The following is a 14,676-nucleotide window of genomic DNA, read 5'->3' on the forward strand; positions in this document are numbered from 1 at the left end:
GCTAGTCTAACGCGTGATTAATCTAGCGCTAAATTTCGTGTCATATTCTCAAGGCTATCTTCGTGTACTATGATGTTATCTTCAATACGAATACCACCATAAGGCTTAAACGACTCTACCTTTTGCCAATTAATAAACTGTTTATTATCGGTTTGTGCTAAATCGCCTAGCAAAGAGTCGATAAAGTATAGCCCAGGCTCAATAGTAAACACTTGGTTTTTTTCAATTATGCGAGTACAACGCAAAAATGGATGTCCCTCTGGAGCTGCTTGTTGTGCGCCCATTTCATCAGCCATAAAACCACCCATGTCGTGCACTTGTAAACCTAGGTGATGCCCTAAACCATGTGGGAAGAAGGTAGAGGTAATTTTACGTTCAACTATTTCCTCAGCCGGTAGCTTAACAATATCAAAGTCGCTAAGTATTTGTGCAACGCTATTGTGACACTCAACATGTAAATCACCATAAAGCATGCCGGGTTTTAACCCCGTACCTAACTCTATTTGCGCTGCAGTCATTGCTTGCACTAGCTCTGCAAATTCGCCTTGTTTTTTAAAGTCATACGTACGGGTAATATCTGCCGCATAGCCATTAAAATTAGCGCCTGCATCTATTAAAAATGAGTTGTGTTGCTGCGGTGCTTTTGCCTCAAAGTGCGTGTAGTGCAAAATGGCGCAGTTTTCGTTTAGCGCCACAATGTTGCCATAAGGCATTTCGTTTTCACTTTGGCGAGTTGCCATTAAGTAAGCTTGCTGAATATCAAACTCACTGCCACCATTAAAAAAGGTATCGCGGGCAGCTTTGTGGCCATCTACTGCAATACGGTTGGCGTTGCGTAAACATTCAAGCTCATATTGGGTTTTATAAGCGCGGTGGTAATGAAAGTAATTTAGTACCGGCTCAGGATTCATAACACTAAAGCCTAGTGCTTGTGCTACTTCTAAGTATTCGCCCACATAAGCGTAGTTAGCTTTGTCGTAGGGCAATAGTTTTTCAACCTGATCGGGCTGTAATAACAATTCAATGTCAAAATACTCAGCCCAAAAATCGCGCGGCTCATCTGGCACTTTATGCCAAAAATCAACCGGACGATAAAAAATAAGTTTAGGCTTGTCGCTACCATTTACCACAATCCAGCAATGTGGATTGTCTAGTACTGGTAACCAAGCTTTAAAGTGTGGATTAACTTTAAACGGATAATACATATCATCTAAAAACTGACGCTTAGCTTGGCCCGAGTGAATAACTAATCCCTCTAACCCTTCACGTTCACAAATTGTACGAGTACGTTGTTGCAGTGTTGCAATATGTTCGGCGTATAAAACGGCTAATTTATCCATAATAAACCCATCTGTTGTATTTAACTTGCTTTGAGTCTACCACACACACAATCCATACCCAAAGCGCTCAAAATAAGGGGAACATCTAACCTTATTAGCATCCCCTTACCTTTATTAATTATCCGCCCATTTTCATTTCGAGTAGCGGCGCCAGTATATTTCCCTCGCGGTGTAAACGCGTATGATAAACCTGCCTGTAGGCAAATACGTTTTTAACATAATCGCGAGTTTCTCTATACGGGATCAATTCAATCCATAGCTCTGCTGGAATAGCTTCATCTGGTAACCAGCGTTTAATACGATGATACCCTGCGTTATATGAAGCTGTTGCCAATATTTCATTGCCGTGGTTTTTCTTTTTTAAATACTGCAAATAGCGCGTACCTAATCTTATATTTGTTTGTGGTTGATATAAGCGGCGGCTCGACACACTGCCTTTATTTACGTAATCGGCAGTACTGGGCAATAACTGCATTAACCCTCGCGCATTTGCTGATGAACGTGCATCGGGGGCAAATGAGCTTTCACGGCGCGCAATGGCAATACTCCACGCCACGTCTATTTTACTGCGCTTACTGTAGCGCTCAAATACATCTTGAAACGCAAACGGAAAACGCTGCTCTACGTTATCCCACGCTTTTATTTTTGCCAGTGTAAAAATAGTGCTGTCATGCCAACCCAGCTCTGTGGAGAGTATTGAAGCAGCTAACTTTTCTTCGTCACTCGAGGTGTTTGTTAGGTAATTCCATTCGCGACGTGCCGAGGTAAAGCGCTCAAGCTCATAAAAAGCTTTCGCACGCTTGTAGCCCGGGGCATTTTTTACTTTATTAACAAGCGCCTGATCAACAACTAAAGGTTGGTTATTTAAATCAACCGGTAACCCTAATCGTGCCGCGGCTAAAAAACCATAATAATCGCGATTAGCTGCTACTGTTTTCCAAATAGCGTCTGCTTTTTGTTGCTCACCACGTTTTGCGTAGCTGTACGCTAACCAGTATTGCTGGCCAAGACTTAAGTTATCTTTACCAGTAAAAAAGGCTGCAATACCCTCCCAATCTTGGGTTTTAAGCATATTACCGAGTTGCCACTGAATTAGTTTGCTGTCTTGGCGATCTTTTGGCACTTTGTTTAGCCAAAAGCTTGCTTGTTTATGTCCGCTGGAAGCAAGCGACAGTGCAAAGGTATAATACACATCTGCTTTAGCTGCATCGCTGTAAGTAAATATTTGCTCTAGCTTTTCCCATGCTTTTAAAGCAAGCTCTTTATCGCGCCAAATTAAACGCTTTACACCATAAAGAGCTATTTGCCCTTCTTTAACCGACTTATTTTTGTATCTGTATAATCCGGCTGCAGCACTTGGATCGCGGCGTACTTTTAAGTATAAATCAGCTAAGTAACCTTCATTACTGGGTAGTAATGTTTTTAAATAAGGTAATAGGCTTTGAGTACCGCCTTCTGCCGCCATAGTCACCCGCTGCCAAACAGCTTCTTTACTCATATAGCCTTTTTTACGCCATAACGAAAAAAGCCCATCGCACGCTTTAGGTTGCGACTTGCCTACCGTCCATAAATCAGTTACTTGGTTAAATATCGCTTTTTCTGGCGCACCTAAATCAAGTTGATAATCTAAATATGTACAAGTCAGTTCAGTATCAGAGGTTTTACGGTAATTGCGAATATACGCTGCTTTTTTATTATGCTTTTCTAAATAGCTTAACCATGCTTTACGCACTGGCCACTCTAGCGGCGTATGCTGATAAATAGTGAGGTAATCCTCTATTTCTGCTTGGTGTTTTATATCGGGATGTCGTTGCCAATATACTTTTTCAACATAAGGCTTTAATGGATGATCAAGATTACTTATAGCCATTTTAAAGTCTTGGTAATCACCATAGCGAACTTTTTTTTCAGCGTCTAAAAATGCATCGTTATCGATGTTTGCCTCAACGCAGTGAAGAGGGAAAATAAAAACCGCTGCCATAGCATTTAATAAATATTTTTTCATAATGCCTTCATAATAAAATTAAAATAATAAGCAAAAACTTTTGTTCCACCATAGCACCAAACAAGCTATATTTTAACCAACTGTTTTGTAACCAAGTTAAATTTTTCGTTGCATTTTTAATTCAAAGCAAGCACACTGATTAAATCGCAACTCATCGTACCAGTCTTAGTTCGTCAACTAGGGAGAATAATAATGTTATATAAAAGCGATTCCTTTGAAGTTAGCTTCATAAAGGAAAACATCGCCGAGTTTAAGTTTTGTGCTACAGCTTCTGTAAACACACTATCTCAGCAAACCCTTTCAGATTGCGCAACAGCATTAAAACAATTAGCTGCAAATACTGATATAAAAGGCATGATTTTTACCAGTGATAAAGAACACTTTATTATTGGTGCCGACGTATTCGAATTTTTACCTATATTTACTAGATCTGAAGCAGAACTAGTAACTTGGATAAAAGAAGCCACTGACGTTTTTGACGCTATCGAAGACTTACCATTCCCAACTCTAAGCGCTGTAAATGGCTTAGCACTTGGCGGTGGCTGTGAGTGGGTACTTGCTACCGATTATCGTGTAGCAAGCGAAACTGCACAAATGGGTCTTCCAGAAGTAACCCTTGGCATAATGCCTGGTTTTGGTGGCACAGTACGCTTACCGCGCATTATTGGTGCCGATAACGCCATGATGTGGATTACCTCAGGTTCTACTAACCGCGCAGCAGATGCCCTTAAAGTAGGTGCTTTTGACGCAGTAGTTAGTGCTGACAAACTTATAGAGTCAAGTGTATCAACACTTGAATTAGCAATTGCTGGCAAGCTCGATTGGCAAGCAAAACGCAATGTAAAGCTACAACCACTTAAATTAAATCGTGTTGAGCAAGGCATGAGCTTTGCAATGGCTGAAGGCATGGTAATGGCTAAAACTAAAGGCCACTATCCTGCACCTGTAATGGCTTTAAAAACCATTAAAGCAGCTGCTAACTGTACTCGTGATGAAGCAATGGCAATCGAAAATGCCAACTTTGCTAAATTAGCAGGCACGCCAGAAGTTGCCGCGCAAATTGGTATATTTCTAGCCGACCAGTACATTAAAGGTAAATCACGTAAACTTGCTAAACAAAGCGATGTAGAAATTAAACAAGCTGCAGTGTTAGGTGCTGGCATTATGGGCGGCGGTATTGCATACCAGTCTGCTTATAAAGGTACACCTATTATAATGAAAGACATCCAACAGGATGCACTTGACTTAGGTATGGGCGAAGCCTCTAAGTTACTTGGCCAAAAAGTTAAACGTGGCCATATGTCGATGGAAAAAATGCTTGGTACGCTAAGCAAAATTAAACCGACCCTTAATGATTCTGATCTACAAAGTGCCGATATTATTGTTGAAGCCGTAGTAGAGAACCCTAAAGTTAAGCAAGCAGTACTTGCAGAGCTTGAGAAAACCATGCCAGAGGGCACGGTACTTACCTCAAACACTTCAACTATTTGTATTGATTTACTTGCAGAAGCGTTAGATAAACCAGAAAACTTCTGTGGTATGCACTTTTTTAACCCAGTACCAAAAATGCCGTTAGTAGAAATTATCCGTGGTGCAAAAACCTCTGATAAAACCATTAACGCCGTAGTTGATTACGCGCTTAAATTAGGCAAGTCTCCTATTGTTGTTAACGATTGCCCTGGCTTTTTTGTAAACCGTGTTTTATTCCCTTACTTTGCAGGTTTTAGCAAATTAGTAGTTGAAGGTGCTAACTTTGCAAAAGTAGATAAAGTAATGGAAAACGTATTTGGCTGGCCTATGGGTCCGGCTTACTTACTTGATGTTGTAGGTATTGATACCGCTTTTCATTGTACTGGCGTAATGGCCGATGGTTTCCCTGAGCGCATGGCGCGTGCAGATAAAGACCCAGTGACTATTTTTGCTAACGAAAAGCGTTTTGGCCAAAAGAACAAAGCTGGTTTTTATAAGTACGAAACAGATCGTCGCGGTCGTCTTAAAAAATCGCATGACGAAACTGCAATTGAGCTGCTTAAGCCAATTACTGAAGCAGAAAAAGCATTCGATAAACAAGAAATCATTGACCGTTGTATGATCCCAATGCTTAACGAAGTACTACTTTGTTTACAAGAAGGCATTGTTGCATCACCACAAGAAGCTGATATGGCACTTGTTTACGGTGTTGGTTTCCCTCCATTTAGAGGCGGCGCGTTCCGTTACTTAGATCAAACAGGTTTAGCTAACTTTGTGGCAACTGCCGACAAATATGCTCACTTAGGTGCGATTTATCAAGTATCAGAGCAAACTCGTCAATGGGCCGAAGAAGGTCGTGTTTTCTATAAGGTGGAAGGTTAATATCATGAATAATCCAGTAATTGTAGATTGTATCCGCACACCTATGGGTCGTTCTAAAGGTGGCGTATTCAAAAATAAACGTGCCGAAGACTTAAGCGCACATTTAATGAAAGGCTTACTCGATCGCAACCCAGCAGTTGATCCAGCATCAATTGACGATATTTATTGGGGTTGTGTACAGCAAACATTAGAGCAAGGCTTTAACGTTGCACGTAACGCTGCATTACTTGCCGGTATTCCGCATAGCGTACCAGCAGTAACAGTTAACCGTTTATGTGGCTCGTCAATGCAAGCATTGCATGACGCAGCACGCGCAATAATGACTGGCGCTGGCGACACTTACCTAATTGGTGGTGTTGAGCACATGGGCCACGTACCTATGACTCACGGTAACGACTTTCACCCAGGTTTAGCAACAAGCATTGCACAAGCTGCTGGCTCTATGGGCTTAACAGCTGAATACCTAGCAACACTGCATGGCATTAGCCGTGAGCAGCAAGATGAATTTGCGTACCGCTCACATCAACGTGCTCAAGCTGCAACTGTTGAGGGACGTTTTCGCCGCGAAATTTTAGCAATGGAAGGTCACGCAGCAGATGGTTCTCTTATCTTAGTTGAAGACGACGAAGTAATTCGTCCAGAAACAACGGTAGAAGGCCTATCAAAGCTGCGCCCAGTGTTTAATCCTGCATCGGGTACGGTAACAGCCGGAACTTCTTCTGCACTTTCTGACGGCGCATCTGCAATGTTAGTAATGAGCGAAGCAAAAGCAAAAGAACTTGGCTTACCAATTCGCGCACGCATTAAAGCAATGGCAGTAGCGGGTTGCGATCCATCAATCATGGGTTACGGCCCAGTACCAGCAAGCAAAAAAGCACTTGCACAAGCCGGTATTACAATTGATGACTTAGGCGTAGTTGAGCTTAACGAAGCCTTTGCAGCACAATCATTACCTGTAATGAAAGATTTAGGGTTAATGGATGTAGTTGACGAAAAAGTGAATTTAAACGGCGGCGCAATCGCACTTGGACACCCACTAGGCTGTTCGGGTTCGCGTATTAGCACCTCGCTTATTCACTTAATGGAAGACAAAAATGTACGATACGGTTTAGCAACTATGTGTATTGGTTTAGGCCAAGGCATTGCCACTGTATTTGAACGTGTTCAAGACTAATTAGTTTAAACATGTAAAACCATCTTGGTGATTAAAAAGGCGAACTGATTTTATGCAGTTCGCCTTTTTTATTGGTTTATTTTTAGTTGTTTTATATGGTTATATTGAAAAACTGGAATACTGTGATCGGGTGTATTATTTGTTATTGCCAAGCTCTATTGATTAAGTCCTTTAATTAAATAAGGTGTGTAATTTAGATATGAGTAAAATAGTTAAATAACGCTTTAAATTGCGCTAAACTCTACAACTTATAAAATGTAAAACCCTAATGTGCAGCAATCGCTTTAACTAAACAGGCAAATTTATTATGAGCTTTAATAACCCCGATCACCAATTAGATGCCATAGGCCTTCGCTGCCCAGAGCCAGTGATGATGGTACGCGCTGCTATTCGTAAAATGAATGATGGTGAAACGTTATTAATAACCGCTGATGACCCATCAACAACTCGCGACATTCCGAGCTTTTGTACGTTTATGGATCACACGCTGGTGGCTAAAGATGCAGAAGCAGCACCGTATAGATATGTAGTTAAGAAAGGGCTTTGAACTGGCGTAGGTTGGGTTTCGTTTCACTCAACCCAACCTACAGAAAATCTACTTCTTCGTTATCGTCACTTGTGGCTTGTCGTAATTACTGTAATCAATACTTACTATGTAGGTGCCTTTTATTGCGGGCGTATAGCTAAAGTAATTATAAATAGTATTACAGTCGGCAACTGCAGGTTGGCCTAGTGTTAGTTTTTGCCCTGCTGGCTGAGTATCGCTGTAGCCACAGTTGTAACCTTCACTAAAGTCGGCATCGGCAATTTTAAATTCGTATACTTTACCAGGCGTTGAAAATTTAACTTCTGCTTGATACAGCGATCGCGCTACTTGGGTAAATTGGTACTGTGGCTCTGCATCCCATAAGGTAAAGTCGCCCCTTAAATACACGGTACGATCTAATTTTTGTTGTGGTAATACATCATCAAGCGTTATTTGCGTAGAACAAGCAGTTAAAAAACTAACAAGTGCTAAGGTTAAAATACGTTTTATTGGGCTTTTCATTCGAGATCCTTACTTTATATATGCAGGTTAATAATACACCAAAATTAAAACTAAAAAGCCAGCAAAACGCTGGCTTTTTACATTATCGAATAATGTTATTTTTGTAGTACAGAAATGTCTGCAATACCTAAAAACAATCCGCTTAACTGACTTAAAAGCGCCAGACGATTTTGCTTAACTGCTTCGTCGTCGGCCATAACCATCACGTTATCAAAAAAGCTATCAACACTTTGACGAATACCAGCCAATTGGCTTAATGCTTCTTGGTAATTACCACTGGCGTAAAGTGGTGCAAGTTCAGTAGCAAATTTTGCTACTTGTGCCGCAAGTACTTTTTCAGCGTCGTCGGTTAGTAAACTTTCATCTACATTACCTTCGCTGGTAATGTCATTTTTAGCAAGTATATTACTTACGCGCTTATTAGCGGCTGCAAGCGCTTCTGCTGCGTCTAATGTGCGAAAATGGCTTACGGCTTTAACACGGCGATCAAAATCAACAGGTTTAGTCGGACGACGTGCAAGCACAGCTTGAATCACATCTACTTCTATTCCTTCGTCTTGATACCAAGCACGGAAACGCCCTAGCATAAACTCAAACACATCGGTTGATACATTAAGATTAGTTAGCTTATCGCCAAACAAGGTTTGCGATTTAGCAACTAGGTCTAAAATATCAAGCGGTAGCTCTTTTTCTACCATGATGCGCAATGCGCCAATAGCAGCACGGCGTAAAGCAAATGGGTCTTTGTCGCCTTTTGGCGCTTGGCCTATGCCAAAGATACCCACTAAGGTATCAAACTTATCGGCAATCGCTACTGCGCAACTAATTAAGTTGGTAGGTAAGCTGTCGCCTGCAAAGCGTGGCATATATTGCTCATTCTGCGCTAGTGCTACATCTTCAGCTTCGCCGTCAAAACGTGCGTAATGCATTCCCATAACACCTTGGATGTCGGTAAATTCCATCACCATTTCGGTCATTAAGTCAGTTTTACTCAATAAACCAGCACGTTGTGCTAGCTCTTTATCTGCACCAAGTTGCTGGGCAATATAACCGGCAAGCTCGCTAATACGCGCAGACTTGTCTTTAAGTGTACCTAACTGTTTTTGGAACAATACGCTATCGAGAGATTCTAAACGGCTTTCTAGTGTTTTCTTTTTATCGCTTTCAAAAAAGAATTGCGCATCGGCTAATCGAGGACGCACTACTTTTTCGTTACCCGAAATCACTACGCTAGGATCTTTACTTTCTATGTTAGACACAAACAAAAACTTATTTAAAAGTTTGCCGTTTTGATCTAAAAGCGGAAAGTATTTTTGATCATCTTTCATCGTGTAAATAAGCGCTTCGGCCGGTACTGCCAAAAACTCTTCTTCAAATGTAGCCGTTAATGTTACTGGCCATTCTACCAGTGATGTTACTTCTTCAAGTAAATCTTCATCCATGGCTACAACCGCATTTATTGCTTTTGCTGCAGCTTCTATTTGCGCTCGAATTTGCGCTTTACGCTGCTCGTAATCGGCAATAACGTAGGCTGATTTTAAAACATCAAAAATATCATCAGCATGGTTAATGGTAATTTTTTCAGGATGATGAAAGCGATGTCCTTGAAGCTGGTTACTTACCTGCTTACCCAGCACTTCACCTGTTACTAACTCATCACCCAATAAAATAGTTACCGTATGCACTGGACGAATAAATTGTGTTTTATTCGCGCCCCAACGCATTGGCTTAGGAATAGGTAATTTAGCCAGCGCTTTATTAATAACGTCAACCATCAGCGTTTTAGTTTCTTGCCCTGCTACTTTAGCAAGGTGCAGCAACCACGCGCCTTTGTCGGTTTCAAGTGTTTGCGCATCTTTTACTTCAATACCACAACCACGTGCCCAACCCATTGCAGCTTTAGTAGGATTGCCATCTGCATCAAACGCTGCCTTAATTGCTGGGCCGCGTTTTTCTACTTCTTTATCTTGTTGTTTTGCATCAAGCGCTATTACGCGAAGGCCTAAACGACGTGGTGATGCATACCAGCTTACGCCTTGATGCGCTAATTCTAATGTCTCTAGTTCTGCAGTTAAGTTTGCAGCAAATGCTTCTGCTAATTTACGCAGCGCTTTTGGTGGCAACTCTTCGGTGCCAATTTCTACTAATAAGTTTTGTGCTGACATGCCTACTTATCCTTACACAGCGGGAAACCAAGCGCTTCACGTTTATCATAATAACTTTGTGCACACGCTTTTGATAAAGCACGAACGCGTAGTATGTAACGTTGGCGTTCGGTTACCGAAATTGCGTGGCGCGCGTCTAATAAGTTAAATGCATGCGATGCCTTCATTACTTGCTCATAAGCCGGTAACGGTAAATTTGCTTCAATTAACTTTTGGCTCTCTGCTTCACATTTATCAAACTGAGCAAATAGATCTTCTACGTTGGCGTGCTCAAAGTTATAAGTAGATTGTTCTACTTCATTTTGATGAAACACATCGCCGTAAGTTACTCGCCCAAGCGGGCCATCAGCCCAAACTAGGTCGTAAATACTGTCTACGCCCTGAATATACATGGCTAAACGCTCTAGGCCGTAAGTGATTTCGCCAGTTACCGGTGAGCACTCAATGCCGCCCACTTGTTGAAAGTAGGTAAACTGGGTTACTTCCATGCCGTTTAACCAAATTTCCCAACCTAGGCCCCACGCACCTAAGGTAGGTGATTCCCAGTTGTCTTCAACAAAGCGCACTTCGTCTGTTAAGGTATCTATGCCTACGGCCGCTAAAGAGCCTAAATAAAGCTCTTGAATATTATCTGGCGAAGGCTTTAGCACAACCTGAAACTGGTAATAATGCTGTAAGCGGTTTGGGTTTTCGCCGTAACGGCCATCGGTAGGTCGTCGACACGGTTGTACGTATGCACTCGACATTGGCTCTGGGCCAATCGATTTTAAAAATGTTTGCGGGTGGAATGTCCCAGCGCCCACTTCCATATCAAGTGGTTGAATAATAACGCAGCCTTGCTGCGCCCAATAATCCTGTAAAGCCAGGATCAAACCTTGAAAGGTTTTAACGTCATATTTTTGCATATTTGGCTTTTTACTATCTGAGAAGTAGCGTGAAAATTACCCTCAGTATACCTTGTGCACACGCAGGTTTTAAGCAGTTTGTGCAATTGAAAAAATAAAAAAGGAGCCATTGGCTCCTTTTTTGTGAGTAGTATTACTAATTATACGTCTAGGTTAACTACGCGTAGCGCGTTCTGTTCTATAAACTCGCGACGAGGTTCTACTTGGTCACCCATTAGCGTTGCAAATAACTGATCAGCAGCTACTGCATCTTCAACGGTTACTTGTAGCATACGACGTGCATCGGGATCCATTGTAGTTTCCCACAGCTGACTTGGGTTCATTTCGCCCAACCCTTTATAGCGCTGTATATAGAGGCCACGCTTAGATTCAGCAATTAGCCAGTCTAAAGCATCCACAAAGTTATCAACAGGTTGTGTTTTCTCACCGCGTTGAATATAAGCGCCTTCAGTAATGATATTTGCAATGTTTACACCAGTAACAGCAATGCGCTGATAATCGCGTGAAGCTATAAAATCATAATGAAGTACGTGCGCTTTATCTACACCGTGCTGACGAATTTTCACTACTGGGTAGTATAAATTGCGCTCAGTATCGTGCTCTGTTGCAGCTTGGAAAATAGTAGCATCTTCATCACGATCAATTAAGTCATCAACTAATTCTTTAGTCCATGCTATTACTTTAGCTTCATCTGAAAGATCTTCTTTTTTCAGTTCACTTTGGTAAATAAGACGGTTCATTACAGTATTAGGAAACTTACGTTTTAGACGCTCAATTACCTTAACGGTATTTTGATAATCGTGAACAATTTTTTCTAGTGCTTCGCCTTCAATACCGCTTGCATCTGTACTGGTGTACAAAGTTGCATTATTTAAAGCAAGTGTTGTTAGGTATTCAACTAGTGCTGGATCATCTTTAATATAACGCTCTTGCTTACCTTTTTTCACTTTATAAAGTGGTGGTTGTGCAATATAAATATATCCGCGCTCAACAATTTCAGGCATTTGGCGATAAAAGAACGTAAGTAATAAGGTACGAATGTGCGAACCATCCACGTCAGCATCCGTCATGATAATGATACGGTGATAGCGCAGTTTTTCAGGATTATATTCATCACGACCAATACCACAACCTAATGCCGTAATGAGTGTTGCTACTTCTTGTGATGAAAGCATTTTATCAAAACGTGCTTTTTCTACGTTTAATATTTTACCTTTAAGCGGAAGAATAGCTTGGTTTTTACGGTTACGTCCCTGCTTGGCTGATCCGCCAGCAGAGTCTCCTTCCACTATGTATAGTTCTGATTGTGCTGGATCTTTTTCTTGGCAATCGGCTAACTTACCAGGTAAACCGGCTAAGTCCATTGCACCTTTACGACGTGTCATTTCACGTGCTTTACGTGCAGCTTCACGCGCACGTGACGCATCTATTATCTTACCTACAACAATTTTGGCATCTGTTGGGTGTTCTAATAAAAACTCAGTGAATTTTTCAGCCATTGCTTGTTCAACCGCAGACTTAACTTCGCTCGAAACTAGCTTGTCTTTAGTTTGTGATGAAAACTTAGGATCTGGTACTTTAACACTTACAACAGCAGTTAAGCCTTCACGAGCGTCATCACCCGTTGCATTACTGGTTGTTTTAGCTTTTTTGTTAAAGCCTTCTTTTTCCATATAGTTGTTAAGTGTACGTGTTAGCGCAGATCTAAAACCGGCTAAGTGAGTACCACCATCGCGTTGTGGGATGTTATTTGTAAAACAGTATATGTTTTCTTGATAAGCATCATTCCACTGCATTGACACTTCAACAACAATACCATCTTCTTCACGCGTATGTGTAAAGTGAAATACACCTTTATGTATAGGTGTTTTATTACGGTTTAAATACTCTACAAACGCTCTGATACCGCCTTCGTATTTAAAGTGATCACTTTTATTCTCTTCACGCTCATCATTTAAAATAATGCTTACGCCAGAGTTTAAAAATGAAAGCTCGCGTAAGCGCTTAGCTAAAATGTCGTAATGAAAATCTAAGTTAGTAAATGTTTGATCACTTGGCCAAAAACGTAACTCTGTACCAGTTGTGTCTGCGTCGCCAATTACGGCTAATGGCGCATCTGGTACACCATGAGAGTATGTTTGCTCATGAAGTTTACCTTCACGGCGAATTGTTAATTTAAGCTTTTCTGATAATGCGTTAACAACCGATACACCAACACCGTGTAAGCCACCTGAAACTTTATAAGAGTTATCATCAAACTTACCACCGGCATGCAGTACCGTCATGATTACTTCGGCTGCAGATACACCTTCTTCTTCATGAATTGAAGTTGGGATACCACGGCCGTTATCTCGTACAGATACCGAACCATCTAAGTGAATCGTTACAAAAATATCATCACAATGACCTGCTAAGGCTTCATCTATAGAGTTATCGACGACCTCAAACACCATATGGTGTAAGCCCGTGCCATCATCGGTGTCCCCTATATACATTCCAGGACGCTTTCTTACTGCGTCTAATCCTTTAAGTACTTTTATACTCGACGAGTCATAATTCTCAGACATGGTTAATCCCACTTATCTTGTTATTAGGTTGCCATGTTTCACGTGGAACATTTGCAGTTCTCGTTGCATGGGTTCCACCACAGCAGAAATACTTTCAGACAAAATTGAAGATATAAAAATTTGAGAACTGCAGTGAGCTAATAGTTGCCCCACTTTCTCTTTTGTATCTTCGCTTAATTCTGAAGGTAAATCATCTATTAGCAATATAGATTGCTTATCTGTCTCTGACTCAATTAAACTATTTTGCGTTACTTTTAACGCATAAAGTAATAGCTTTAATTGTCCACGAGAGAAAATATTCTCAACGCTACTGCCAGCGACACTAAAACTAAAATCAGCCTTATGAGGCCCTTTACTAGTAAAACCTTGGCGAGCATCTCGCTCAAAGTTTAACTCTAATGCATCGCTAAGAGATTCGCTCTCTTTCCAGCCGGCATTAAAGCTTATTTCTAAATCGCGTATTAGCGTTAATTCTGCACACATTTTATCAAAAAACTGCTGCTTAAACCTACTTATATACGCCATTCTTAATTTATTTATTTGCTCAGCCAGTCTAACAAATTCTTTGTCCCAAAACTTAATTTGGTCAAAATAATTCTTTGGCTTACTTTTTAGTAGCGCATTTCGTTGTTTTAACACTTTATTGAACGATTGCCATAAAAAGAAAAACTCATGTTCCACGTGGAACAAACCTAAATCTAAAAACTTTCTGCGCTCTTTAGGCCCACCAAAAAATAACGAGTAACTCTCTGGAGTAATTATTTGTACCGGCATAAGCTGTGCAAGTTCTGATATTTTTCGGCTCGCCTTACCTTGAATTTTTAAATTCGTTTCGCCCGCTTGGGTTTTACTAATACCAATAGGAATAGATAAGTCGTGTATAGCTTTGCGGCCATGGATTACAAACTGCTCTTGCTGATGCGCAATAATACTTTTATGCTTTGATGTTCTAAAAGATTTGCCGTGTGAAAGGTAATAAATAGCTTCTAAAAGGCTGGTTTTTCCGCTGCCGTTTTCACCATAAATTATATTAACGCCGTTAACTGGTTCTAGCGTCAGCGCCTCAATATTACGAAAATATTTGAGGCTCAAATGACTTAAGCTCATTGGGTACTTATAG

10 protein-coding genes are annotated in these 14,676 nt (G+C 41.0%); 3 read left to right on the forward strand and 7 right to left on the reverse strand.

The window, feature by feature from the left end; genetic code table 11:
- Positions 1-17: 17 nt before the first annotated feature.
- Positions 18-1,340, reverse strand: coding sequence for a Xaa-Pro dipeptidase (gene pepQ / locus H5079_RS15400; protein WP_182684422.1), 1,323 nt, complete (start codon positions 1,338-1,340; stop codon positions 18-20).
- A gap of 118 nt (positions 1,341-1,458) precedes the next feature.
- On the reverse strand, positions 1,459-3,345 hold the full coding sequence (locus H5079_RS15405; protein WP_011326744.1) for a transglycosylase SLT domain-containing protein: 1,887 nt from the start codon (positions 3,343-3,345) through the stop codon (positions 1,459-1,461).
- A 192-nt stretch (positions 3,346-3,537) separates the two neighbouring features.
- Between H5079_RS15405 and fadB the strand changes: the two genes are divergently transcribed.
- The 3 genes from fadB to tusA all read left to right on the forward strand — a co-directional run bounded on the left by fadB (position 3,538) and on the right by tusA (position 7,418).
- On the forward strand, positions 3,538-5,697 hold the full coding sequence (gene fadB, locus H5079_RS15410; RefSeq protein WP_182684423.1) for a fatty acid oxidation complex subunit alpha FadB: 2,160 nt from the start codon (positions 3,538-3,540) through the stop codon (positions 5,695-5,697).
- 4 nt (positions 5,698-5,701) lie between these two features.
- Positions 5,702-6,871: an acetyl-CoA C-acyltransferase FadA gene (gene fadA / locus H5079_RS15415; protein ID WP_011326742.1), complete on the forward strand. Its 1,170-nt coding sequence runs from the start codon at positions 5,702-5,704 to the stop codon at positions 6,869-6,871.
- Positions 6,872-7,178: 307 nt separating this feature from the next.
- A complete protein-coding gene (tusA, locus tag H5079_RS15420; protein ID WP_086996459.1) occupies positions 7,179-7,418 on the forward strand; it encodes a sulfurtransferase TusA in 240 nt (79 codons plus the stop codon).
- A 48-nt stretch (positions 7,419-7,466) separates the two neighbouring features.
- On the opposite strand, the gene H5079_RS15425 is transcribed toward tusA, so the two are convergent.
- The 5 genes from H5079_RS15425 to recF form a co-directional block, all read right to left on the reverse strand.
- Positions 7,467-7,919 carry a hypothetical protein gene (locus H5079_RS15425; RefSeq protein WP_011326739.1) on the reverse strand — a complete coding sequence of 151 codons (453 nt, stop codon included), beginning with the start codon at positions 7,917-7,919 and terminating at the stop codon, positions 7,467-7,469.
- 95 nt (positions 7,920-8,014) lie between these two features.
- Positions 8,015-10,084, reverse strand: a complete 2,070-nt coding sequence (gene glyS, locus H5079_RS15430) for a glycine--tRNA ligase subunit beta (protein ID WP_011326738.1) — start codon at positions 10,082-10,084, stop codon at positions 8,015-8,017.
- 2 nt (positions 10,085-10,086) lie between these two features.
- The gene (glyQ, locus tag H5079_RS15435; RefSeq protein ID WP_011326737.1) at positions 10,087-10,989 is read right to left on the reverse strand and encodes a glycine--tRNA ligase subunit alpha; all 903 of its coding nucleotides are present in this window, start codon (positions 10,987-10,989) and stop codon (positions 10,087-10,089) included.
- A gap of 140 nt (positions 10,990-11,129) precedes the next feature.
- On the reverse strand, positions 11,130-13,556 hold the full coding sequence (gene gyrB / locus H5079_RS15440) for a DNA topoisomerase (ATP-hydrolyzing) subunit B (RefSeq protein ID WP_182684425.1): 2,427 nt from the start codon (positions 13,554-13,556) through the stop codon (positions 11,130-11,132).
- A 12-nt stretch (positions 13,557-13,568) separates the two neighbouring features.
- Positions 13,569-14,663 (reverse strand): DNA replication/repair protein RecF, encoded by a 1,095-nt coding sequence (recF, locus tag H5079_RS15445; RefSeq protein WP_011326735.1) that lies wholly within the window; start codon positions 14,661-14,663, stop codon positions 13,569-13,571.
- Positions 14,664-14,676 lie beyond the last annotated feature (13 nt).

Source organism: Pseudoalteromonas sp. SG44-5, from assembly GCF_014164175.1.
In the GTDB taxonomy this organism is placed as follows: Bacteria; Pseudomonadota; Gammaproteobacteria; order Enterobacterales; family Alteromonadaceae; genus Pseudoalteromonas; species Pseudoalteromonas nigrifaciens.